This window comes from Pseudohaemophilus paraphrohaemolyticus (genome assembly GCF_003253115.1).
Lineage (GTDB): Bacteria > Pseudomonadota > Gammaproteobacteria > Enterobacterales > Pasteurellaceae > Haemophilus_A > Haemophilus_A paraphrohaemolyticus_A.
The window spans coordinates 1-23381 of record NZ_QEQF01000004.1 but is presented as its reverse complement, the minus strand read 5'-3'; the positions used below and the strand labels follow the sequence as shown (position 1 = coordinate 23381).

Below are 23381 nucleotides of genomic sequence, written 5' to 3'. Positions count from 1 at the left end.
TTTATATTAGACTCTTTCATATAAATGGGTAATTAACTGTCCGTTTAAATACTCACCAATATAAACCTGATTGATTGTCAATTGTTGAGCCTCAAGTTCGGCTTTAACCCACTCTTCATCTCGACTGATGATGTCTAAAATATCGTAGTCGAGCTGTCCATCAATAATCAGCGGGTAGCGTAAATCCTGATCGCCATATTGAATGAGAGAAAGTTGCCCGTTTTGTTCTAGCACAAGCATGTTTCACCGACGCGATTTCATAAACGCCTGCTGCACGTAATTTTGCACCTGATCCATGGCAGAAGTTATTGACGAAGAAATTAGTTAATGATTCCCCCAAACAGCTTCAAACTATTTCCCCACGCCATTTCCGCAATTTTTTCAGGCTCTTCCTCCCGCAATTCACACAAATGACGGAACGTTTCAACTAAGCGTTCAGGGCGATTCGGTTCACCTTGAAAACCAAAAACAGGCATATCGGGCGAATCAGTTTCTAAAATCAGAGCATCAAGCGGTAATTTTTTGATTGCTTCTCGCGTTTTATTCGCACGCTGATAAGTGATTGTGCCACCCACGCCAATTTTATAACCAAGATCAACAAAGCGTTTGGCTTGATCGTAACTGCCTGCAAAGCCGTGTACTACACCTGTGTTGCTTAGCTTTGCCTTTTTGAGAAACGTAAAAAGCACATCGTGTGTTTTGCGAGAATGTAAATTAACGGGCAAATTAAACCGCTTGGCAAAGGCGAGTTGGGTCTCTAAAAATTCGTATTGTTTCTGCCAAAGCTCAGGCGTTGCCACTTCTACAACTGCTTTTTCTAGCCCAATTTCGGCAATAGCGGTGCAGAGTGGATCTCGCTCGCTTAATCGACTTTCTAACAAATCTAAATGAGATCGTTCGTGTTGGCGAATGTAGAGCGGATGTAATCCCAAACCATAGCGTAGGTGCTCGGGGGATTGATGAGCACAAGCGGTCAATTTTTCAAAATTTTCTGCAAAAACCGCTACGATAAGCATTTTCTGCACACCAGCGTTGCCTGCATTTTTGACCAACTTTGGAATGGATAAATTAAGTGCTTCTGCCAAGTAATCAAGATGAGTATGTGTATCAAAAAACTGCATATACAATTCACTTTGTAGACCTGTAAGGGCTAATTTATGCGTAACCTAGGGCGAAAGCCCTAGGCATATTAAGAACTACATTTTTTCAAGTTTTGCCATTTTCGCAATCAGCCATTTAATGCCATTGCCTTGGAACGCAATTTGCAAGCGGGTGGCTTCGCCTGAGCCTTCCACGTTGATAATCGTGCCTTGCCCGAATTTAGCGTGATAAACTTTTTGCCCCATTTTCCAAATATCATCTTCTAAAATGGAAGCGGTCGTTTTTGGCGGATGTTTTGCAACGGTGCTGAAATTTGCTGCACGGTTAATGTTGCCACGTAAGCGAATTTCTCGGATATTTTCCTCTGGTAATTCAGCAATAAAACGTGATGGAATATGACGTTCTTCTTTACCGTAAAGGCGACGAAGTTCGGCGTAACTAATGGTCAGTTTACGTTTCGCACGAGTAATGCCCACATATGCCAAGCGACGTTCTTCTTGCAATCGTCCTTCGTCAAAGCTCATTCCGCTTGGGAAAATGCCTTCTTCCACGCCTACCATAAATACGCGAGGGAATTCTAATCCTTTTGCTGAGTGAAGTGTCATCAGCTCCACATACTCTTGATGTGGCGAGGCTTGTGCTTCTCCTGCTTCTAGTGATGCATGGGTTAGAAAAGCAGTTAATGGTGTGAGTTCTTTAGCCTCTTCTGGTAGAGTAAATTGTTTGGTTGCAGTGACCAACTCTTCTAAGTTTTCGATGCGAACTTCGCCTTTCTCGCCTTTTTCTTGCTTATACATCTCATACAGACCAGATTTTTTAATCACAAAATCGGTTTGTTCTGCAAGTGCCATTTCTGAAGTTTCCTCATCCATTGCGTTAATCAGTTCCACAAACCGAAGCAAAACGGACGCGGAGCGGCCAGAAAGTTGCTCTTCTTTTAACGCTACTTGCACTGCTTGCCACAAGGTAATTGAACGGTTACGAGTGATTTGTCGGATAGTGTCCAAGGTACGATCACCAATACCACGTGGTGGGGTATTGACCACACGTTCAAATGCTGCATCATCTTGGCGATTAGCAATTAAACGCAAATAAGCCAATGCATCTTTAATTTCTTGGCGTTCGAAGAAGCGCATCCCGCCATAAATGCGGTATGGGATGTTCGCTTGAATTAAGGCTTCCTCAATCACACGCGATTGGCTATTACTGCGGTAGAGCACGGCACATTCTGAATAGCTGCCCTCATCCTCTTTCCATTGCTGAATTTGTGAGGCAACAAAACGGGCTTCGTCTAACTCATTGAAAGCACAATAAATTTCAACAGGATCACCATTACCGCTTGCCGTCCAAAGGTTTTTACCCAAACGGTTATCGTTGTTGGAAATCAGCTCATTTGCTGCGGCAAGAATATGCCCTGTCGAGCGGTAGTTTTGCTCAAGGCGGATCGTCTCTGCCTTTGGGTAATCGTTCAGGAATTTCTGGATATTCTCAACCTGTGCCCCACGCCAGCCGTAGATCGATTGGTCATCATCGCCTACAATCATTACCTTGCCTGAATCTCCTGCAAGTAGACGGATCAAATCATATTGAATATTGTTGGTGTCTTGGAATTCATCGATCAAAATATGTTGGAAGCGTTGCTGATAACGTTGCAAAATCAGCGGTTTTTTCTTGAGCATTTCATAAGTACGAATCAGCAACTCAGCAAAATCTAACAAACCAGCACGATCACACGCTTCTTGGTAAATCTGATAAATTTCAACCAGTTTTTTCTCATTCGGATCATTGTGATGCTCAATATCTTTGGCTCGTTTGCCTTTATCTTTTTGAGCGTTGATATACCAAGCCACATGTTTCGGTGGGAAATGTTTCTCATCAATATTATGTAATTTTAGCAAACGTTTGAGCAGACGAATTTGGTCTTCGCTATCCATAATTTGGAAATCTTGCGGTAGATCAGCATCTAAATAGTGAGAACGTAACAGACGATTGGCAATACTATGGAACGTTCCCACCCACATACCAAACATGGAATGGTTGCTCGTTTGAAAAAGCGTACTTTCGATGCGATGACGCATCTCGCTAGCTGCTTTGTTGGTAAAAGTTACCGCTAAAATGTTTGATTCAGGCACATTTTCTACACCAATTAACCACGCGATACGGTGAGTCAGTACACGGGTTTTACCTGAACCTGCTCCTGCTAACACCAAATAATTGCCAATAGGCGCAGCGACTGCTTCGCGTTGTTTATCATTCAAGCCATCAAGTAATAAAGAAAAATCCATTAGTTAGCCTATATTTGTTTTTTTATACAGTGGGATTGCAAGATTATAGCCTAAAGCGGTCGCTTTTGGAAAATATTTTCCGGGGGGTTATAAAGCATTGATTGTTAATTAAGAACTATTTGCATTTTAATTTTATTAGGAATAAAATAAAGACAGATCAATTCATCAAAAAATAGTCAATCGAAAAAGGAGATTTTTCTTATGCAATTTAAACACTTCAAACTAGCAGCACTTGCAGCACTTACTTTTTCTGCAAGCAGCTTCGCCGATATCACTGTTTATAATGGTCAGCACAAAGAAGCCGCTGCTGCTGTAGCTAAAGCCTTTGAACAGGAAACGGGCATTAAAGTTACGCTCAATAGTGGGAAAAGTGCACAACTTGCAGGTCAATTAAAAGAAGAAGGCGATAAAACACCAGCCGATGTTTTCTATACTGAACAAACAGCGACTTTTGCCGATCTTTCTGAAGCAGGGCTTTTAGCACCAATTTCAGAACAAACCATTAAACAAACCGCACAAAAAGGCGTACCACTTGCACCGAAAAAAGACTGGGTTGCATTAAGTGGTCGTTCTCGCGTAGTGGTTTACGATCACACTAAATTATCTGAAAAAGATATGGAAAAATCAGTGCTTGATTATGCGACCCCAAAATGGAAAGATAAAATCGGCTATGTGCCAACTTCAGGTGCATTCTTAGAGCAAGTTGTCGCTTTAAGCAAAATGAAAGGCGACAAAGTTGCCCTTAATTGGTTAAAAGGTTTAAAAGAGAACGGAAAACTTTATGCTAAAAATAGTGTGGCATTACAAGCGGTCGAAGATGGCGAAGTACCTGCTGCATTAATTAATAACTATTATTGGTATAGCTTAGCAAAAGAAAAAGGCGTGGAAAACCTAAAAAGCCGTCTTTATTTTGTTCGCCACCAAGATCCGGGTGCGTTAGTTAGCTATTCAGGTGCAGCAGTATTGAAAGCCTCTAAAAATCAAGCTGAAGCACAAAAATTTGTTGATTTCTTAGCGAGTAAAAAAGGTCAAGAAGCATTAGTGGCAGTGCGAGCAGAATATCCGTTACGCACCGATGTGGTTTCACCATTTAATCTTGAACCTTATGCTAAATTAGAAGCTCCAGTTGTATCTGCAACGACAGCTCAAGATAAAGAGCATGCAACCAAATTAATTGAAGAAGCTGGATTGAAATAATCCCAATATTGCGTGCGTGGATTTGAAAAAATTCACGCACGCGTTTACAATTCTCCTCCAAAACTAACCGCTTGTGTGCGTGAACTGAGGGTTCACATTCCTACAAGGATTTAACTTTGCCTCGCAGACCGCCATTCTGGCTCACTTTACTTATTATCTTAATCGGGCTTCCGTTATGTTTGCCATTTCTGTATGTCATTTTACGTGCGACAGAAGTGGGATTAACGCGAAGTGTTGAACTATTGTTTCGTCCTCGAATAGCTGAATTATTAAGTAACACAATGCTTTTAATGGTTTGTGTAACTATTGGTGCTATTTCACTTGGTACGCTTTGTGCTTTTTTACTTGAACGTTGCCGTTTTTTAGGCAAAGCCTTTTTTGAAGTAGCAATGAGCTTGCCACTCTGCATTCCCGCCTTTGTCAGCTGCTTTACGTGGATTAGCCTAACCTTTCGGGTGGAAGGCTTTTGGGGCACGATTGGCATTATGACGCTCAGTTCTTTTCCGCTGGCTTATCTGCCTGTTTCTGCGACTTTAAAGAGACTCGATCGTTCGTTAGAAGAAATCAGTCTTTCTCTTGGTAAAAGCTCAACTTACACCTTTTGGCATGCTATTTTTCCGCAACTTAAACCCGCTATTGGTAGCAGTATATTACTGATTGCCTTACATATGTTGGTCGAATTTGGTGCAGTGTCGATTCTCAATTATGAAACCTTTACTACCGCGATTTTCCAAGAGTATGAAATGTCGTTTAATAACAGCTCGGCAGCCTTGCTTTCTGCAGTGTTAATGGCAATTTGTACTATTATCGTATTTGGTGAAATCTTTTTCCGTGGCAAACAAACACTGTACAACAGCGGTAAAGGCGTTACACGACCTTATCCTGTTAAAAAGCTTTCATTTGGAAAACAATGTATTACTTTTGCGTTCTTTTCCTGCATTTTTATGTTAAGTATCGGTGTTCCTGTGGTGATGCTGATCTACTGGCTGATTGTAGGAAATTCACGCGAAAGAGCGTTCGATTTTTCAGAATTTTTTGCAGCTTTCAGCCATTCGTTGACGATTTCAGGCTTGGGTGCACTGCTTACCGTGATTTGTGCATTGCCGCTAGTTTGGGCTGCTGTTCGTTATAGCAGTAAATTAACTATCTGGATTGACCGCTTACCTTACTTGCTTCACGCTGTACCAGGCTTGGTGATTGCATTATCACTGATTTATTTTACGATAAACTACGCCAATGCCATTTATCAAACTTTCTTGGTAATGATTGTTGCTTATTTTATGCTCTATCTGCCGATGGCTCAAACTACGCTTCGTGCTTCTTTGGAGCAGCTTTCCGATAATATCGAAAAAGTCGGGCAAAGCCTTGGACGGAGTCCATTTTATATTTTCCGAACGCTCACTCTGCCCGCGATGCTGCCTGGGATTGCCGCCGCCTTTGCGTTGGTCTTTTTAAATTTGATGAAAGAATTGACCGCTACACTTTTGCTTACACCGAATGATATTAAAACCTTATCCACCGCGGTGTGGGAATATACCAGCGATGCTCAATATGCTGCTGCTACACCTTATGCATTGATGTTGGTACTTTTTTCGGGTATTCCTGTGTTTTTGTTAAAAAAATATGCATTTAAATAGAATGAAAGAGACATTACTCACCATCAAAAACCTAAATAAATTTTTTGGCGAACAGCAAGTGTTGAACGATATTTCTCTGACCTTAGCACGGGGTGAAATGCTCTTTTTGCTCGGTGCTTCTGGCTGTGGAAAAACCACGTTGTTGCGCTCCATTGCTGGCTTTGAGCAGCCGACCAACGGCGAAATTTGGCTCAAAGAGCGGTTAATTTTTGGCGAGAATTGCAATCTACCAACGCAACAACGACATCTTGGTTATGTGGTGCAAGAGGGCGTGCTGTTCCCGCATCTAAATGTGTATCGCAATATTGCTTATGGCTTGGGAAATGGCAAGGGCAAGACCATAGAAGAGCGTGCCCGTATCGAACAAGCAATGAAACTAACGGGTATCAGCGAATTAGCTGAACGCTTTCCGCATCAACTTTCTGGCGGACAACAACAACGTGTCGCTCTTGCTCGAGCACTTGCACCCAACCCAGAATTAATTTTACTGGACGAACCGTTTAGTGCTTTGGACGAACATCTCCGCCAACAGATTCGCCAAGAGATGCTCCAAGCACTTCGACAAAGTGGTGCTTCTGCCATCTTTGTTACCCACGACCGTGATGAAGCCTTACGCTACGCTGATAAAATCGCCATTATTCAGCAAGGTAAAATTTTACAAATTGACACACCTTGCTCGCTTTATTGGTCGCCTAATCATCTTGAAACAGCAAAATTTATAGGCGAAAGCATTGTCTTGCCTGCCTATAGAATTGATAAAAATATGGTGCAATGCCAACTTGGGTGCGTGCCTATTCAGCCTACGCATAGTGATGCGACAAGCGGTCAAATTTTGCTTCGTCCAGAACAATTCAGTTTGGTCAATATTTCACAAAATAGTACCACTTGTACGGTCTCGACTTTTGATGCCATCGTGCAAAATATTGAGTTTAGAGGCAGAACGACTGCTGTTCAAATTGCGATAAATCACTATGAAATTTGGATTGAAATGGGTTATATGTCAGAGCTTAATATTGGAGAAAGGATTGATGTGTATTTGCAGGGAAGGGGCATGTTTTATAATTAGTTCTACTATTCTTTATACGACAAATCTCTTATAATGTTTCAATTTATGAAATCTGCATATAAATATAGGATTTAATATGGCAAATGAAGAAAATCAATCTTATCAAACAAATAATAGCTATGATGAATTAAGATATTATTCAAAACCTTTTTCTTTTACGAGTATCGCTTTTTTAGAAGGAAACTCTTTTCTATGGGGCTTGAATCCACCCAAAATAAACGGAGCTAAAGTGTTAGAGCTAGGATGTTCTTTTGGTGGAAATTTAATTTCTCAAGCTATTTATTACCCAGAAACGGAATTTATTGGTATTGACTTATCAGAAAGCCAAATTAACCAAGGTAATGAAATTATTAAATTAATGGGCTTAAAAAATGTCCGTCTAGAAAAAAAGAATATTTTAGATATTACTCCAGATTTTGGGCTGTTCGATTATATTATTGTGCATGGTATTTATTCTTGGGTGCCAGATGAAGTGAAATCTAGGATTTTAGATATTTGTCGAGATAATTTATCCGAAAACGGTATTGCTTATATTTCTTATAATACTTATCCTGGTTGGAAAAACCGCGAAATTGCTCGTGATATTATGTTATTTACTAATAAGCATACAGCTGATCTTTCATTAGCAGAAAAAACATATCGAGGAAAAGCTGTTCTAAAACTATTTTCAGATGCGATTAAAACCGTTGATTCAGAAAAAGGAAAAAATAGTTCTAGAGTTATCCATTTTGATAATATTCAAGATAAAGATGAACATTATGTCGCTCATGAATATTTAGAGCAATATAATCACCCTCTCTATTTAAATGAATTTGTCGATAGCGTAAATCAACATCAACTATCTTATATTGGAGATACAGATTTTCAACTTTCCTTTATTTCTTGGATGACTAAAGATTTACGTGAAATGTTGCTAAATCTTGCATCAAGCGATTACGTAGCTCGTGAGCAATGTATTGATTATATTTATGATGTTGCATTTAGAAGAAGCCTGATATGTCATGCTCATTTACAAAATATGATTAATCGCACAGAAGAAATACCAAAAGAAAGATTAGATAAGCTTACTTTTGTAAATGTAAATAAAGAAAACAACTTAGCAAGTGTTATTAATTCTCAAAAATTAGTTCATTTAATTGAACGATTTATTTTTGAGGTTGAAAAGTTTACCATTGAAGATATTAAGAGTTATGTAGCAAACAATGAAGAATTTTCAGATATAACAGAAAATGAAATTTATTCTTCAATATTGCTGGTTACCATCTTAAATTACGTAAATGCTTTTTTAACACCATATCAAACATACGTATTTAAAGATAATCAAAGCTATGTGCCTGAGCGTTTCATTCGCTATGTTTCAACAATGTTAGAAAAAGAAGGTAGTCATTATATTGGGTTTGGAGATATGTATAATAGAACTATTAGTAATCTTAATCAAATCCAATTTTATATGATGCTAGAAATGGTAAAACCTAAAACCAAAGCTGAATTGGAAAATTCATTAAAACAATATTTAATTGAAAATGAATACAAGGATCTGAACAATAATGAGAAACTTATTGATGATGATTATGATGTTGCTGGATTATGCGAATCTGTCTGTCAAAGTTTAGAAACTCTTGGTTATATTCACCCAATTTTAGCGGAAAAAAATACAAGCATCTAAAGTTGAAACTAATATTAAATCTGATACGAAAGCAAAGTCTAAAAGAAAGCATAGTAGATAAAATTTGGTCTACTATGACATTATTCCTGGTTTGATTCACTTTCTTGTGGTAAACCTTGCCTTTGCAGGCATACGTAATGCAATTCTCTCACGGTTTAATGCCAAAGCATTTTCCGTGGGCGAATAATTTTGCCAAAGACTAGGATCATCAGGCAGTTCATTAGCCCAAAAATATTGCACATTAAAGCCACGAGCAAGGCACTCTTCGTGCAATAAATCGTAGCGTTGTTTTAAAAATGCCAGTTTATTAAAGAAAAATCGTACGTGTCCTTCGCCTAATTTATAATCGTCTGGTTGTCCTTTTAAGCTAAATTTTCCTTTCGCAACCGCATTTGGAATTCGTGTTAATTCTCGATGTTCCGCCAATAGATGTTGATCGCAAAGTTCAGCAGGGGGAACAAGGTTAATTCTGGTCATAAAATCTCTCTTTATTTCGCTTTTCGCACTTTTGCCAACCAACTTACGGAAACTACAATCACTACTGCCCCAATCCAGAAGAATGCATTCGGTGCGTGATCCCAAATCAGCCAGTCAAAAACACTCGAAAAAATCACGCCCGTAAACGCAAAAGGTGCAATCACATTTGCTGGTGCGTGTTTGAAAGCTCGGGTAAGAAGAAGTTGGAAAACCAAGCCAAATCCGCCCACCAACATCAATAAACCCAATTCATACGAATCAGGCATTTTCCATTGATGAATAAAGAACATCGGCAACAGCAATGTGCCGATTAAATGGAAGTAGAACACAATATTTTTCGGTGAATTATGTTTGTTCAACTCTTGTAAGCTAATAAACGCCATCGCAGCCAATACCGCTCCACCTAGGCCAATTAGCACATAAATCGGTTCAAATGAACTATTTTGGTTAGAAAGCAGAATTATCGACACACCTGCAAAGCCCATCAAGCTTAGTTCCAACACATTAAGCGACGTTTTTTCACGGAAAAAGAGCAATAAAATCGGTACGAATAGTGCCGAGGTGTTCATCAATAACACTGAAATCGAAAGCGGTAAAAATTTCACCACGTAGAAGTTAATCAGCATACTGCCTACGCCAGCCAAGTTACGCAGTACCAAAAATTTCCACTGGCTCATTTCGACTTTGAAATCTCGATCCTTAATCATAAAAGGTAACAAAAACAGCAAGCCGATTAAAAAGCGAGAGAAAAGCGTTTCGCTCGCAGGCATCGTGTCAGAGGCTGTTTTCACAAATACGTTCATTAACGTGATGCTAAAATAGGCAGAAATCATAAAGATAATCGCTTTGTGGTAAAGCGAACTGGTGGATTCGGTTTGCATATACTTCTCTTCTGATAGACTTTTCCAAATTATTGGTAAATCATCTAAAGAAATCAATCGCTTTCTACAAGCGGTCAGATTTTTAGTAAGATTCGAAAGCTATTTTAGAGTAAGAAAGATAGTTTGATTTGTTCTATTAGATTCACTTAAACCCTTTTATTATCAGGGTTTAAGTCATAAAGAGTGAAGTTTATAGACTAATGACGCACAATCTCTTCTTCGTCAAAGTCAAAATCTTCGTCCTGATCTTCGAAAAATTCGCCGTCATCGCCGTATTCATCGTCTTCGCCATTTGGATCTTCAAAATACGTGCCCCAACCTTCATATTCAGCTCCTGCTTTTTCGATTAGAGGGAGCAATTCTTTTTGTTGAGCCGTGATTAAATCCGCATTTAAGTTGATTTCACTTACAATATCACACACAAAGAACACTTTGCCATCTTCTTCCACTTCTTCTGCTTCTGAAATTTCATAGCCCAGTTTGTAAGCATCTACTACCAATTTTTCAAGCTTATCAAAATCGTAGTGAGCCACGTGATGTTCGATGATATAAAGTGCTTCAGGATCTGAACCATCCGCTAATAAGTTCTCGATAATTTCATCGGTTTCTTGACGTAATTCGGTTAAGTTGTACATTTCAGTCCTCCTATTCTGCTGCTGAAATATCAAATGCTGGTGCAAACCAGCGGTCTAATTTGCTTGATAATTTGTCAATACCGAGGCGTTTTAATGCGGAGTAAGCTTCTACTTGCACATCGCCTTGGAAAGGTAAAATCGCTTCACGCACCATTTTGACCGTTTTGCTACGTTCAGATTGGCTGAGTTTATCGGCTTTGGTCAGCAGTAATAACACGGGTAATTTTGCTGAAACCGCCCATTCGATCATCTGTTGGTCTAAATCTTTAAGCGGATGGCGAATATCCATTAAAATGACGACGCCACGCAAGCATTCACGTTTTTGTAAGTATTCACCCAATGCTTTTTGCCACTGAATTTTCATCTGCTCAGGCACGGCTGCGTAGCCATAACCTGGTAAATCGACTAATTTGCAGTTTGGTTCCACTTCAAAAAGGTTAATTAGCTGCGTTCGCCCTGGTGTTTTTGAGGTACGAGCTAAGTTCTTTTGGTTGGTTAAGGCGTTAAGCGAGGTTGATTTCCCTGCATTTGAACGCCCAGCAAAAGCGATTTCAATGCCACTGTCTTCAGGTAAATGGCGTATATCAGGGGCGGAGGTTAAGAATTTGGTTTTGTGATAATTTAAGTTAATTTGTTCGGTCATAATTTTTGTTTTTAATTTCAAAAGCTATTTTAATTTCAACGATAATCCCTGCTCACCATATTGGTTTACTTGTGGAAAGCTGGAGAAAAAGCCCCATTCTAAAAAGACAATCGTGCAAATGAGCATCGGCATCAATAAGCCAAGCAACCACGCGTTCGTTTCGCCTGCAAGCGGAGCAATGAAATAGCAAATCATTGGCACAACTAAAATAAATGCGTGTTTACCTGAGCGATTTCTATCGTGTAAGCGTTTCACTGCAATAGTGAGAACACTATACAGACTTCCCCCTAGTGGGAAAAGCATTATCGGGTTAAAAGCGGTCGAATAGGTAAAAAAGTTTACCACAATGAATAAAAACGCAAAGTTAATGCTAATTCCGGCCCAAAAACCTTGTCGATTTAAACGCCCTTTAAAGCTAAATAAAAGTTGAAGTAAGCCCATTTTATTCCTATTGATTTTGCCACTTATCTAACCTAGCACAACGAAGTTAAGCATTAAGCGGTCAAATTTTTAAACTTTCTTGCAATGTGCTTATTATATCGCAATCAGACTTTATTTATAACTTTTTCATCTATCACGTGCTTTTTACTTCTTTTTCTTTTAGGAAAAATCTTCGTATTATCGGCTTCAACAAAAACAACATCATTTGAGGAAAAATTATGTCACAATTCCAAATTCACACTATCGACACCGCACCAGAAGTCGCAAAAGAAGCATTAACAGCCGTTAAAAATGCAAACGGTTTTATTCCTAATTTAATTGGCGTGCTCGCGAATGCACCAACCGCATTAGAAACTTATCGTACCGTGGGCGGAATTAACGGTCGCAATAGCTTAACCGCAACTGAGCGTGAAGTGGTACAGATTACCGCTGCAGTAGTCAATGGTTGTGGTTTCTGTGTGGCAGGACACACCAAAATCGCATTAAAAGTGTTGAAATTAGAAGAAGAGTTGGTGAATCAAATCCGTGCAACAGCACGCATTGAAAGCGATAGCAAATTAGATACTTTAGCACGCTTCACGCTTGGCGTGATTTTACAAAAAGCGAAATTAACTGAAGCACAATTAAACGCATTTTTTGCCGCAGGTTATACGCAAGAACAAGCGATTGATGTGGTGTTAGGTGTAAGCCTCGCAACGCTTTGTAACTATGTGAATAATTTGGCGGAAACACCAATTAATCCAGAATTACAAGCCTTTGCATAATATATAAGATCTTTTGAGTGAGTATAACGGCAGATTATTTTCTGCCGTTTTATTATTTTTTTTGGTTATATGACATATTTAAAAGTTGTTAGTGGAATTCCTGCCGATTGGGCAGGGCTTGCTAATCTGTTTGAGACTGCATTCGTAGGTGTTTCTTATCTCTATGTTTATCGCCATATGCTGAAAGAAGATTATGTGATTTAATTGTTTCTTTCCAAAATCAAGTAGATAAAAAAAGAGTTGCTAATATTTATTGATATTAGTAACTCTTTATATTTAATGATATGGGTAATTATCTTCTACCAAGAGCAATAATATGCTTATTCGTAGCAATATTCGCCGCAATCCAACCAATAAAAATACACATCACGATAATTAAAAAGATTTCACTGAAATCTAAGCCTGTTAGTTCAAATTTCACGGTGAACATATCCGTCACATATTTTACAACGCCAACTAAATAGCTAATGATGGCAGTGCTAAATAAGAGCGCTAGTAAACTTCCTAAGAAACCGTAAATCATACCTTTGTACAAAAATGGGCGGGCGATAAAGTGATCGGTTGCACCTAAAAGTTGTTGCACTTCAATGGAAGCACGGCTATTTGCCACATCGGTACGTACTACATTGCCAATTACTAAAAAGACGGCGATCATCATCAATAACGTAAAAAGTGTGCCAATACGTGCGAAAAGCCAAGTTAAAGCGGTTAATTTTTCTAACCAACCGTTATCTAATCGCACTTCTTGCACGCCTTTGATATTTTGCAAACCGTTACGAAGTGTCAGCATTTCATCATTGTTGGCAAAGGCTTTTTTCGGTTTAAGTACCACTACAGCTGGAAGCGGGTTATCCTCGATAATATCTAAGGCTTCGGCAAAGCCAGACCACGTTTGGAAATCTTCTAAGCTCTGTTGACGTGAGATAAAATTCAGATGTTCAATTTTATCGGTTTCGAATTGACGAATTTTTTCTACGACAATATTGGCTTCGTTATCTGACAGATTTTTGTTGAGATAAATGGTTAATTCAGGTTCAGGATAAAATTCTGTCTCGGCGTGGTTGATATTTTTCCATAATAGATAGCTGACGGTTGGAATCGTCAGCGATGCTGCAATTACCAATATTGTTAAAAACGTGCCCAGCTTGCGTTGCATTAAATCTTGCCAAACTGCTCGCAAGATATATCGAGTTTGTGCACCTAATCGTGTATTCAATAAAGAAGCCATTTTCAGTCCTTTTGCTTAATTCGTTTGTAGATGCCCTTGTTCTAACACAAGGCAAGGTTTGGGGCGTTTTGCAATGATATTGGTGTCGTGAGTTGCCACAATCACTGTCGTGCCTTGCTGATTAAACTCTTCAAACAGGCGGAAAATCTCAAAGGAGAGTTTTTCATCTAAGTTGCCCGTTGGTTCATCGGCAAGCAGTAAAATTGGACGGTGCACAATGGCACGAGCAATATCTACGCGTTGCTGTTCTCCACCAGAAAGATGATGTGGGAAGTAGTTTTCTTTGCCTGCTAGCCCCACGCGAGCAAGCGCTAATCTTGCTTCACGTTCGACAATTTGTTGGCTCATTCCCTGAATAATCAATGGTAATGCCACATTATCTAAAATGCTTCTATCTGTTAGCAAGCGATAATCTTGGTGCACCATTCCAATTTGGCGACGTAAAAACGGTAACTCGTGTGAGGCAAGGCGAGTAATATCGTAGCCATTAAACTCAATATTCCCGCCATTAGCACGTTCAATGCCCATAATTAGTTTCAATAACGTACTTTTCCCTGCACCAGAATGCCCTGTAAGATACGCCATTCCGCCTTTTGGAATGTGAAAGCTAATGCCTTGCAGCGCAGCCTTGTTCCCTTTATAGACCTTATTGACATTGCTAAATTTGATCATTGTTTTGCCTTTATTATATGGATATGGTGCAACTATTTTACATCTTCGTGACTAAACAGGGCTTCGATAAACTCTTCCGAATTAAACGGACGCAAATCTTCAATTTTCTCTCCTACCCCAATAAAACGAATCGGAATATTAAATTGATCAGCGATGGCGAAAATAACCCCACCTTTTGCGGTACCATCTAATTTAGTGAGCGTAATGCCCGTTAAACCAACGGCTTCGTTAAAGAGTTTCGCTTGACTAATCGCATTTTGTCCCGTGCCAGCATCTAAGGTGAGCATAATTTCGTGCGGTGCGGTTTCATCATATTTTTTCATTACACGCACGATTTTTTTCAACTCATCCATCAAGTGATTTTTATTTTGTAAACGTCCTGCGGTATCGGCAATCAACACATCAATATTTCTTGCAGAAGCAGATTGCATTGCATCAAAAATCACAGAAGCTGAGTCTGAACCGCTAGATTGTGCAATCACTGGAATATGGTTACGTTCACCCCAAACTTGAAGCTGTTCAACCGCTGCCGCACGGAAAGTATCACCAGCCGCAAGCATCACAGATTTGCCTTCATCTTGGAATTTTTTCGCTAATTTACCAATAGTGGTGGTTTTACCCACACCATTCACACCCACCATCAAAATCACATACGGTTTTTTAGTAGTATCAATTTCAAGTGGTTGAGCTACTGGTTTTAGCACATCGGCAAGCTCAAGTTTTAATTGCTGATAGAGCAACTCCGCATCTTTAAGTTGTTGTTTGGTAGCGTGTTGGGTTAAGTTATTGATGATTTTTGTGGTAGTTGGCATACCAAGATCCGAAATCAAAAGCTGCTCTTCTAACTCTTCAAACAGCTCATCATCAATTTTTTTACCGCGGAAAAAGTTTAAGAAGCCCGAACCAATATTTTGCTTGGTTTTAATTAACCCTTGAATTAAACGGTTGAAAAAGCCTGTTTTATTCGCAGGTTTTTCTTGATATTCATCTTGAGTTTCTTCTGTTACTGCTTCGGTTTCTGTGGCTCTTTCTGCAATCTCTTCAGGAATTTCGACCGCTTGCTCTGGTTCAAGTTGAGTTTCCTCAACGGCTTCATTTTCTTCAGGTGTCTTAACTGTTGTAGCAACTTCATCTGCAATTTCAACCGCTTGTAAAGTCTCATTCGAATCGTGATGAGTCGTATCAACAATCGCCACGCTCTCTTCTTTTTCTTCTTCGAAAGATTGCTCAATTTTCTCTTCTAGCTCATCAATGATATGCTCTGCAGCATCTAGTTTTTCTTCAACAAAATGCTTTGCTTCATCTAATTTCTGCTCAATAAATTCGCTTACTGTTTCGTGTTTTTCTACAACCTTTTGCTTTTCTTCTTTAATAAGCGGTGCATTTTCTGCAAGGTTTTGCGAATCTGTTTCAATGGTTTGTTCTTGTGAAACTTGTTCTTTAACTTCTTCTTTTTTCCCAAAGCCCAACCAAGACCAAAAACCTTTTTTCTTTTCCGACATAATCTATTCCAAAAATAAATACTAAAAGTGCGTTAAGTGTACCAAAAAAATGATTTTATGAGTATGAAAAAGATAAAAGAGGCTAGCACCTTTGATATCGCTCAAGCCTCTGATTTTATTTACACTGAAAACGGATATTGAATGCTCGGATGATATTCATAGCCTTCCACTTTGAAATCATCAAGCGTAACCCAAGTTTCTAAATCTTCGAGAGATTTAATGTCTGGATTAATAATTAACTTCGGTGCAGAAAGTGGTTCGCGTTTAAGTTGCACATCACGCATAAGCTCGAGTTGATCTTCGTAAATATGCGCATTCACAATTTTATGGAACGCTTGCCCTGCGGCGTGTCCTGTGATTTGTGCCATCAATGCAAGGAAAGTGTAACATTGGATCATATTCCAGTTTAATCCAAGTGGCACGTCGGCAGAACGTTGTGTACTATTTAAGTAGAGTTTGCCGTCTAAAAGTGAGAAATGATGGCTATGCAAGCAAGGGCGTAGGCAACCTAAATCAAACGCACCAGGATGATAGAAGGTATAAATTTCACCACGATTATCAATACCGCGTTTTAAATCATCGACAATTTGACGAAGCAGATCGACAGAACCGCCATTAGGTTTTGGAAAGTTACGTCCAATTGCTCCATAAACTAACCCCATATCATCTTCGCCTTTTCGATACGGGTTATTAAGCCAAGCTGTATTTTCGTTAGCATTAGCATCCCAAGATTTTGTGCCTAAGGCACGGAAATCGGCAGCATTACTGTAACCACGAATATACCCCAATAGTTCAGCAATAGCCGCTTTCCAGAAGCTACGGCGAGTGGTGACAAGAGGAAATTCTCCATTTTCAACATTGTAGGTTAAATCAGCATTAATTACTGTTAAACAACGCTTACCAGTACGTTCATTGGCTACCCATTTGCCTTCATTCACGATACGACTACACAAATCAAGATACTGTTTCATTCAATCCTCAAGCAAAAATATTTTATTTCGGGTAGAATTGTATCAGTTTTAATATTTCCAAAAAAGAAATCAGGAGTAAAAATGAAAAACCTTGTAAAAATCTTTTTAATTTGCACAGTTGGTTTCCTTGCTGCGTGTTCTAATAAAAACACGACATTACCTCGTTTAAGCAAAGCTGAATTGGATCAAAAATCTTATGCCATTGCTTATAGCGTAACGGGTCAAACCTACAAAGACCGCGTGACTAAAGATTACAATATCTCGCAATTTACTCAAGGCGTAATAAATTGGTATTACAACCGTGTACCAATGCCGATTGAGCAAATTCAAGCCTTAACCATCAATCGTTTAGTCGATCACAAAGAATATGCCTATAATAGCGGTGTGATTTTTGCCGATGCTTTCCAACAAAAAGTGAATTATCTTGATCCAAGTTGCTGGGGCTTGCTGCATAAGCCAAGTATGATCCAAGGGATTGATGATGCAATGCACGACTTGCAAAAAAACAACCAAGTACGTGATGATGAATATATCCGCAATGGTTCAGATCAAATTATTCAATTATGCGTAAAAACCATTGTTTACGATGAAAAACAGCCGAAAGCGAATATTAAAAAAGCGAAAAACAGCATAAAAAAATAATAGATAAAGTTTAAAGGCAGAATGTTGATTCTGCTTTTGAAAAATAAACCGCTTGCGTGCGTGAAGCTTCGTTTCACACGCCCTACGGTACGATATATTTATATTTAGGAAAAGCAAATGAAACAAACTCACCCTTATTTAAACACTTATTTCTTCGATGAATATGGTCGCCGTCGTTATGCAAGCTCGGAAGTTTACCAAAAAATTGCGAAACGCCTTGGCTCACCAAAAAGTCGCCAAATTCTACCGCTTGTGAAAGTGGTAAAGGCAGGACAAACGGTCTATATTCCACTGCATATTGCAAACAGCAATCAGGATTTGCAGGCGCACTGGCAACTTACGCTTGAAAATGGCGAGGTGCTTGCGGGTAAAGTAAAACGCAATGCGATCAATTTACCGAGTAATTTACCTCTAGGCTATCACGAGCTTTCTCTTCACACCGCAAAAGCGGCGTATCATTGCCGTGTGATTGTAACACCAGAAACCGCATTCCAGCCAAAAGCGTTGCAAGCTCATCAGAAATTATGGGGGGCGATTTTACAGCTTTACACCTTACGTTCTGAGCAAAACTGGGGCATTGGCGATTTCAGTGATCTCAAAGCATTCTTAACCAAAGTAGCTGAAAAAGGTGGGGATTTTGTCGGTCTTAATCCAATTCATGCACTTTTCCCAGCGAATGCAGAAGGGGCAAGCCCTTACAGCCCATCTTCACGTTTGTGGATGAATATCGTCTATATTGATGTGAATGCAATTGAGGCATTCCAAAAATCAGTAGAAGCTCAAACGTGGTTTAATGATGCGGAAACGCAACGCCAATTAGCCGAACAGCGTGCGAAAGATTATGTCGATTATACGCAAGTAATGAGCTTGAAATTGCACGGCTTAAGTTTAGCCTATTCTGCATTTTGTAGTCAAGATCAGACCGCTTTCGAGCAATTTATCGCTCAAAATGGCGAAGCGTTGAAAATCCAAGGTACGTTTGATGCATTGCATAGTTGGCTCTCTGCACGATTTAGCGAACAATGGGGCTGGAATTTCTGGGCTGAGCAATATCACGATTACCATTCGCCAGCAGTAGCCCAATTCCAAGCGGAACAAAGTGATTTAGTGCGTTTTTATATGTGGTTGCAATTTGTAGCTCAACAACAGTTACAACAATGCAACTTATTGGCGAAAGAGCTTGGTATGCCCGTGGGCTTTTACCGCGATTTAGCCGTAGGCGTAGCAGATAACGGTGCAGAAACTTGGGCAGATAAAGAGTTGTTTGTATTGGATGCTTCTGTGGGCGCGCCTCCAGATATTATGGCACCAAACGGACAAAACTGGGGCTTATCGCCAATGCATCCAGAAGTGTTACAAGCACGCGGTTATCAACCATTCATCGACTTATTGCGTGCTAATATGAAAGATTGTGGTGCATTGCGGATTGATCATATTTTAGGCTTAGCTCGTATGTGGTGGGTAGCAAAAGGAGACTCCGCCAAAAACGGGGCTTATGTACGTTATCCGTTAGATGATTTACTTGCGATTCTGGCTCTTGAAAGCCAACGCCATCAATGTTTAATCATTGCTGAAGCATTAGGCACTGTGCCGAAAGGTATGCTCGAAAAATTGGAAGAAAAAGGTATTTTAGCTTATAACATCTTTTATTTTGAAATGGATGCAAATGGAAGTAAACCGCTAGAGAACTATCCATACCAAGCAATGACCACGTTGAGTACACACGACTTACCAACGGTGCAAGGCTATTGGAAAGGCTACGACTTTGATTTAGGCGAGCAGTTTGGGGTTTATCCAAGTGAAAAAGTGCTGAATATTCTCAAACAAGGCCGCGAAGAGACAAAAGCAAAAATCCGCCAAGCGGTCGAAAATGTGCAAGAACTTGCGAATACTGATACCAACGTAAGCAAAGAGTTCACACATCAATTGCAAGCCTATGTGGCAGACACCAATAGTGCGTTATTCGGTTCACAGCCTGAAGATTGGTTGAATATGCTTGATCCTGTCAATATTCCTGGAACAAGTATGGAGTACCCAAACTGGCGACGTAAACTCAGCCATACGATTGAAGAGATTTTTGTAAATACAGAAATCAATCAGTTGCTAGAAACGATTGAGAAGAAACGAAATAAATAACGTTAAATTGAAAAATAGCCACGCAAATGCGTGGCTATTTTTTAGAAAGAATGGACACAATAAACATTAAAACTGAAAACGAAGGGAATCATTGACATAATCAATATAGCAAATAATTTACGAAAGTTTACAAATTAGTGGGTTGTTGTTTTTTTATATATGAGGGATAATTAAACGTTCGCCGAAACACCCATAAACAATGCGAGGATGATAATTTAGTGTTAATAACAGACACTTCATATCCTTCATTGTTATTAGCGGTATTTATTAGGATAAATACCATATATTAAATAGACATTTCTTTGAGGATATCGTTCATATGAACAAAATATTTAAAGTTATTTGGAATAGGACTACCCAAAGGCTAGAGGTGGTATCAGAGCTAGCAAAAGGAACGGTTAAATCTTCTTCCAATAGTGTAGTAAATCTAGTTACAGATATATCTAAACCTATTTTAAAACTTTCGCTACTCTCAATTTGCTTAGGCTATCCAACATGGGTAATGGCAGCGACAAATACCGATGATGGGCTCTTTAGATTACAAGATAATGAACTTCATGCAGATCTAGCTAGAGGCAAATATATTGTGGGAGTCTATGATCGAGAAACGGGTTCTTATGGCTTTGGTAAAGCTCAAGTAGGAAAGAAGGATGAGATATGGGAGAATGGTAAGCTGAAGAAACCTAAAGCAGTAGGTAATTATCAACTTGCTATTGGACATGACATAATTATTGCCTCTGGTTATAAAGGTATAGCTATTGGTTCTAACTATGATTCATACGCATCAGGTGGTGGTAAAACATATTATTTTAGCCCACTTGATGGGCGCCAGGGGGGCACACAAGGAGCATATGCCGTTAGCTTAGGCTCAGGGGCTCAAGCAATTGGGCGTCATACATTGGCTCTAGGAGCAAATAGCGGTAATGGAGGTGCTTATAACGGATATGATGACGCGGTGTTCTTAGGTTCGCTTTCTCGTATTAAATCAGTAGGCCAAGGGCGTGAGAACGATAATATTGATGTTAACGACCTTGAAACTAAGTATACAGAGGCAGTTAAAGCGTACAATGATAGTCAAACTCAGGATGCCTTAAATAAGGTTATTGAAGCTGGCAGAAACATAAACAATGCTGCATTAAATAAAGTAGAAGGGATGACTATCAAATCTAATGTTGCAAATTCAGCTCTAGCGGGTAAATTTAAGACACAAACTGAACAAGTTTCTCAAGTTAATGGTTCTAAAGATTCTACAACCGTTTCTATTCTTTCTGTAGGTGGCACGGATGATAAGAATAATACGATGTATCGCCAAATTCAAAACGTGGCTGCAGGTCGTATTGCTTCTGACAGTAACGATGCGGTAACTGGTTCACAACTTTATTATGTGAGAAATTATACCGGTTGGAATATTGGGCATTATGATGATGCAACAAAAGCCAATAAGACAACAGGGCGCGTTAATAATGATCATACGGTTATTTTTAAACCGGGTGAATACACAGATGTATATACAACCTTAGACTCAACCAATCAAAGCACGGTAGGTATTGAAGTTAAAACAGCTAACCTAGGTACAGAGGTAGCAAATGGTAAGATTTCAAAGATTACTATAACAGATCCTATTAGCACAGAAGCAAGTAAGACCGTTGCAAGAACTGCAGGTGTAAAATCTGTATTAGATAAATTTAATGAAGTTAAAGCGGATAACATTGATATCATGGGGTATTCTCATGTTAATTCCAATGGAAATACTAGAGATCAAGCGTTATTAAAAGCTGATGGTACCAAAGCAACATTCAATTATGAAGGACGAAATAATAGTAGCATCACCAATACATCGGATGGTCAAACAAAAAACAATAATGGTAAATATGCCGAATCAAGTGGGGCACAAGCAGATCGCTCTATAGCTTCGGGTGTCTATGCAAATGCTCTTGCTAAAGATTCTATTGCGATTGGTACTGGAGCAAACGTTAATAACTATTGGGGAAGCCAATTTAGAGAATCAATTAATGGAATTGCCATTGGTAAGCTAGCTCAAGTTGAAGGATCAGAGGGTGCTATTGCATTTGGTGCAGGCAGTACTATTCTTCGTAATCTGTCATACAATGTGGGTTCTGCAAATGCTATTGCAATTGGTAATGATAGCAAAATTACAGCTGCAAGCGGTGCAATTGCGATTGGTAACAAAACTAATATTACTGCAATAGATACAGGTGTTGGTAATGGTGCAGTGAATGCAATTGCTATTGGTAATGGAGCAACAGTTGAACGCAGAAATTCCATTGCTTTAGGTCAGGGTACGAACGCGAGCGGTGTAAGTTCAATTGCTTTAGGTGACGCAACAAAGGTAAGCGGTGACAATACCGTTGCTATTGGTACAAGTGTTACTGCAACAAGAGAGAACTCTGTTGTTATTGGTCAAAATGCAAGTGCAACGAGAGAAAGGGTTGTAGCAATTGGTGCTTACGCAGCAGCAAATGGCGATAGAACAGTTGCAATTGGTCCAGAAGCAACAGCCAATGGCTCAAAATCTATTGTAATTGGTGGTCTGGGCGATAACAAAACTGATGGTAACAACTTCGATAAAGCGACATCTGCGGATAAGGCAACTCAAGCTATTGTAATTGGTAATGGTGCACAAGCTACAGACCCTGCAAGTTATTCTATTACTTTAGGTAACAGCGCTAAAACAGAGGCTGGTACAGGGATTAGCATTGGTGATCGTGCTAATGTTGCCTCTGGTGCAACTTCTGGTATTGCCTTGGGTAAAAGTGCAGTTGCCAATAAATCTGGCGATATTGCTATTGGCGAATCTTCAAGTACATCGGATAAACATACGGTAAGTGGCCTCAAAATTGGTGACGCAACCTTATCTACAGGCGTTGCCGCAACCGGTAATGGCACTGTAAGTTTTGGTAATAACACTATTAAACGTCAGATCCAAAATGTAGGAGCTGGTGAAATCTCTGATAAGTCGAGTGATGTAATCACTGGTTCACAACTTTACCATGTAATCAAAGCAGCTGATGAAATTGCTAAAACGGAATATAAGTTCCAAGTAAATGGCTCGGATATTAAAACCATGCGTAACAATCGCACATCAGCACTTAATAATGCTAATAATGTGCTTGATTTTAAAGCTGGCGATGGGTTAGATGTTGCATATGAAAATAATGCAGTAACTTATAAATTAAATGCTGATTCTAAGAAAGCAATTGCAGATGCTAAAACCGCAGCAACCACTGTAACTAATAGCCTCCAAGAGATCAATAGATCTGTTGCACGTGCAGAAACAGCTGCCGGTAAGGCAGAAACCGCGAAGGCCGGTGCAGAGGCAGCACAAGGTAAAGCCGAAGCAGCTAAAGCTGGTGCAGAAACCGCTAAAGCTGACGCAGAAACCGCGAAGGCCGGTGCAGAGGCAGCACAAGGTAAAG

Annotated in this window: 21 protein-coding genes; 9 read left to right on the top strand and 12 right to left on the bottom strand. The window is 39.5% G+C overall.

Features of this window, described 5'->3' with window-relative positions:
* Nucleotides 1–6: 6 nt before the first annotated feature.
* From DPV92_RS05095 to uvrD, 3 genes are all read right to left on the bottom strand, one after another.
* Nucleotides 7–234, bottom strand: coding sequence for a YetF domain-containing protein (locus DPV92_RS05095; protein WP_225791965.1), 228 nt, complete (start codon nt 232–234; stop codon nt 7–9).
* An 86-nt stretch (nt 235–320) separates the two neighbouring features.
* Nucleotides 321–1121, bottom strand: coding sequence for a TatD family hydrolase (locus tag DPV92_RS05090; protein ID WP_111353957.1), 801 nt, complete (start codon nt 1119–1121; stop codon nt 321–323).
* A 75-nt stretch (nt 1122–1196) separates the two neighbouring features.
* On the bottom strand, nt 1197–3386 hold the full coding sequence (uvrD, locus tag DPV92_RS05085) for a DNA helicase II (protein ID WP_111353956.1): 2190 nt from the start codon (nt 3384–3386) through the stop codon (nt 1197–1199).
* Nucleotides 3387–3587: 201 nt separating this feature from the next.
* Here uvrD and DPV92_RS05080 point away from each other — a divergent pair, with 201 nt between their 5' ends.
* The 4 genes from DPV92_RS05080 (at nt 3588) to DPV92_RS05065 (ending at nt 8952) form a co-directional block, all read left to right on the top strand.
* A complete protein-coding gene (locus DPV92_RS05080) occupies nt 3588–4583 on the top strand; it encodes an iron ABC transporter substrate-binding protein (RefSeq protein WP_111313598.1) in 996 nt (331 codons plus the stop codon).
* 116 nt (nt 4584–4699) lie between these two features.
* Complete coding sequence (locus DPV92_RS05075) at nt 4700–6220, top strand: ABC transporter permease (RefSeq protein ID WP_192574181.1); 1521 nt, start codon at nt 4700–4702, stop codon at nt 6218–6220.
* Entirely contained in the window at nt 6207–7286 is a 1080-nt protein-coding gene (locus DPV92_RS05070) for an ABC transporter ATP-binding protein (RefSeq protein ID WP_111353955.1), read from the top strand. The genes DPV92_RS05075 and DPV92_RS05070 overlap by 14 nt, the downstream gene beginning before the upstream one ends.
* Nucleotides 7287–7362: 76 nt before the next feature.
* Nucleotides 7363–8952, top strand: a complete 1590-nt coding sequence (locus DPV92_RS05065; RefSeq protein ID WP_111353954.1) for a class I SAM-dependent methyltransferase — start codon at nt 7363–7365, stop codon at nt 8950–8952.
* Nucleotides 8953–9048: 96 nt separating this feature from the next.
* Here the strand turns inward: DPV92_RS05065 and DPV92_RS05060 are convergent, their stop codons facing one another.
* The 5 genes from DPV92_RS05060 to DPV92_RS05040 all read right to left on the bottom strand — a co-directional run bounded on the left by DPV92_RS05060 (nt 9049) and on the right by DPV92_RS05040 (nt 12029).
* Nucleotides 9049–9429: a pyrimidine dimer DNA glycosylase/endonuclease V gene (locus DPV92_RS05060; RefSeq protein WP_111353953.1), complete on the bottom strand. Its 381-nt coding sequence runs from the start codon at nt 9427–9429 to the stop codon at nt 9049–9051.
* Nucleotides 9430–9440: 11 nt separating this feature from the next.
* The gene (locus DPV92_RS05055; protein WP_111353952.1) at nt 9441–10310 is read right to left on the bottom strand and encodes a DMT family transporter; all 870 of its coding nucleotides are present in this window, start codon (nt 10308–10310) and stop codon (nt 9441–9443) included.
* A gap of 197 nt (nt 10311–10507) precedes the next feature.
* Nucleotides 10508–10945, bottom strand: a complete 438-nt coding sequence (gene rraB, locus DPV92_RS05050) for a ribonuclease E inhibitor RraB (RefSeq protein ID WP_111353951.1) — start codon at nt 10943–10945, stop codon at nt 10508–10510.
* A 10-nt stretch (nt 10946–10955) separates the two neighbouring features.
* Nucleotides 10956–11588: a ribosome biogenesis GTP-binding protein YihA/YsxC gene (gene yihA / locus DPV92_RS05045; protein ID WP_111354082.1), complete on the bottom strand. Its 633-nt coding sequence runs from the start codon at nt 11586–11588 to the stop codon at nt 10956–10958.
* A 24-nt stretch (nt 11589–11612) separates the two neighbouring features.
* Nucleotides 11613–12029 (bottom strand): DUF805 domain-containing protein, encoded by a 417-nt coding sequence (locus tag DPV92_RS05040; protein ID WP_005710275.1) that lies wholly within the window; start codon nt 12027–12029, stop codon nt 11613–11615.
* 218 nt (nt 12030–12247) lie between these two features.
* Between DPV92_RS05040 and DPV92_RS05035 the strand changes: the two genes are divergently transcribed.
* Together DPV92_RS05035 and DPV92_RS09970 are read left to right on the top strand one after the other, a co-directional pair.
* Entirely contained in the window at nt 12248–12793 is a 546-nt protein-coding gene (locus DPV92_RS05035) for a carboxymuconolactone decarboxylase family protein (protein ID WP_111353950.1), read from the top strand.
* Nucleotides 12794–12862: 69 nt separating this feature from the next.
* Entirely contained in the window at nt 12863–12997 is a 135-nt protein-coding gene (locus tag DPV92_RS09970) for a hypothetical protein (protein WP_263969923.1), read from the top strand.
* 88 nt (nt 12998–13085) lie between these two features.
* Here the strand turns inward: DPV92_RS09970 and ftsX are convergent, their stop codons facing one another.
* From ftsX to DPV92_RS05010, 4 genes are all read right to left on the bottom strand, one after another.
* Entirely contained in the window at nt 13086–14021 is a 936-nt protein-coding gene (gene ftsX / locus DPV92_RS05025; RefSeq protein ID WP_111353949.1) for a permease-like cell division protein FtsX, read from the bottom strand.
* Nucleotides 14022–14036: 15 nt separating this feature from the next.
* On the bottom strand, nt 14037–14693 hold the full coding sequence (gene ftsE, locus DPV92_RS05020) for a cell division ATP-binding protein FtsE (protein ID WP_005710157.1): 657 nt from the start codon (nt 14691–14693) through the stop codon (nt 14037–14039).
* A 32-nt stretch (nt 14694–14725) separates the two neighbouring features.
* A complete protein-coding gene (gene ftsY, locus DPV92_RS05015) occupies nt 14726–16195 on the bottom strand; it encodes a signal recognition particle-docking protein FtsY (RefSeq protein WP_111353948.1) in 1470 nt (489 codons plus the stop codon).
* Between the two features lie 119 nt (nt 16196–16314).
* A complete protein-coding gene (locus DPV92_RS05010; protein ID WP_111353947.1) occupies nt 16315–17166 on the bottom strand; it encodes a thymidylate synthase in 852 nt (283 codons plus the stop codon).
* 81 nt (nt 17167–17247) lie between these two features.
* On the opposite strand from DPV92_RS05010, the gene DPV92_RS05005 reads away from it, so the two are divergent.
* From DPV92_RS05005 to DPV92_RS04990, 3 genes are all read left to right on the top strand, one after another.
* A complete protein-coding gene (locus DPV92_RS05005; protein ID WP_111353946.1) occupies nt 17248–17808 on the top strand; it encodes a hypothetical protein in 561 nt (186 codons plus the stop codon).
* 117 nt (nt 17809–17925) lie between these two features.
* Nucleotides 17926–19944 carry a 4-alpha-glucanotransferase gene (gene malQ, locus DPV92_RS05000; protein ID WP_111353945.1) on the top strand — a complete coding sequence of 673 codons (2019 nt, stop codon included), beginning with the start codon at nt 17926–17928 and terminating at the stop codon, nt 19942–19944.
* A gap of 319 nt (nt 19945–20263) precedes the next feature.
* The coding region (locus tag DPV92_RS04990; RefSeq protein ID WP_263969922.1) for an ESPR-type extended signal peptide-containing protein at nt 20264–23381 on the top strand (3118 nt) is incomplete at its 3' end.

What these genes read in the sequence shown, in the direction of transcription:
- DPV92_RS05090 (WP_111353957.1), bottom strand. Translation starts at nt 1,121, where the DNA reads ATGCAGTTTTTTGATACACATACTCATCTTGATTACTTGGCAGAAGCA.
- uvrD (WP_111353956.1), bottom strand. Translation starts at nt 3,386, where the DNA reads ATGGATTTTTCTTTATTACTTGATGGCTTGAATGATAAACAACGCGAA.
- DPV92_RS05080 (WP_111313598.1), top strand. Translation starts at nt 3,588, where the DNA reads ATGCAATTTAAACACTTCAAACTAGCAGCACTTGCAGCACTTACTTTT.
- DPV92_RS05070 (WP_111353955.1), top strand. Translation starts at nt 6,207, where the DNA reads ATGCATTTAAATAGAATGAAAGAGACATTACTCACCATCAAAAACCTA.
- DPV92_RS05065 (WP_111353954.1), top strand. Translation starts at nt 7,363, where the DNA reads ATGGCAAATGAAGAAAATCAATCTTATCAAACAAATAATAGCTATGAT.
- DPV92_RS05060 (WP_111353953.1), bottom strand. Translation starts at nt 9,429, where the DNA reads ATGACCAGAATTAACCTTGTTCCCCCTGCTGAACTTTGCGATCAACAT.
- DPV92_RS05055 (WP_111353952.1), bottom strand. Translation starts at nt 10,310, where the DNA reads ATGCAAACCGAATCCACCAGTTCGCTTTACCACAAAGCGATTATCTTT.
- rraB (WP_111353951.1), bottom strand. Translation starts at nt 10,945, where the DNA reads ATGTACAACTTAACCGAATTACGTCAAGAAACCGATGAAATTATCGAG.
- yihA (WP_111354082.1), bottom strand. Translation starts at nt 11,588, where the DNA reads ATGACCGAACAAATTAACTTAAATTATCACAAAACCAAATTCTTAACC.
- DPV92_RS05040 (WP_005710275.1), bottom strand. Translation starts at nt 12,029, where the DNA reads ATGGGCTTACTTCAACTTTTATTTAGCTTTAAAGGGCGTTTAAATCGA.
- DPV92_RS05035 (WP_111353950.1), top strand. Translation starts at nt 12,248, where the DNA reads ATGTCACAATTCCAAATTCACACTATCGACACCGCACCAGAAGTCGCA.
- DPV92_RS09970 (WP_263969923.1), top strand. Translation starts at nt 12,863, where the DNA reads ATGACATATTTAAAAGTTGTTAGTGGAATTCCTGCCGATTGGGCAGGG.
- ftsX (WP_111353949.1), bottom strand. Translation starts at nt 14,021, where the DNA reads ATGGCTTCTTTATTGAATACACGATTAGGTGCACAAACTCGATATATC.
- ftsE (WP_005710157.1), bottom strand. Translation starts at nt 14,693, where the DNA reads ATGATCAAATTTAGCAATGTCAATAAGGTCTATAAAGGGAACAAGGCT.
- ftsY (WP_111353948.1), bottom strand. Translation starts at nt 16,195, where the DNA reads ATGTCGGAAAAGAAAAAAGGTTTTTGGTCTTGGTTGGGCTTTGGGAAA.
- DPV92_RS05010 (WP_111353947.1), bottom strand. Translation starts at nt 17,166, where the DNA reads ATGAAACAGTATCTTGATTTGTGTAGTCGTATCGTGAATGAAGGCAAA.
- DPV92_RS05005 (WP_111353946.1), top strand. Translation starts at nt 17,248, where the DNA reads ATGAAAAACCTTGTAAAAATCTTTTTAATTTGCACAGTTGGTTTCCTT.
- malQ (WP_111353945.1), top strand. Translation starts at nt 17,926, where the DNA reads ATGAAACAAACTCACCCTTATTTAAACACTTATTTCTTCGATGAATAT.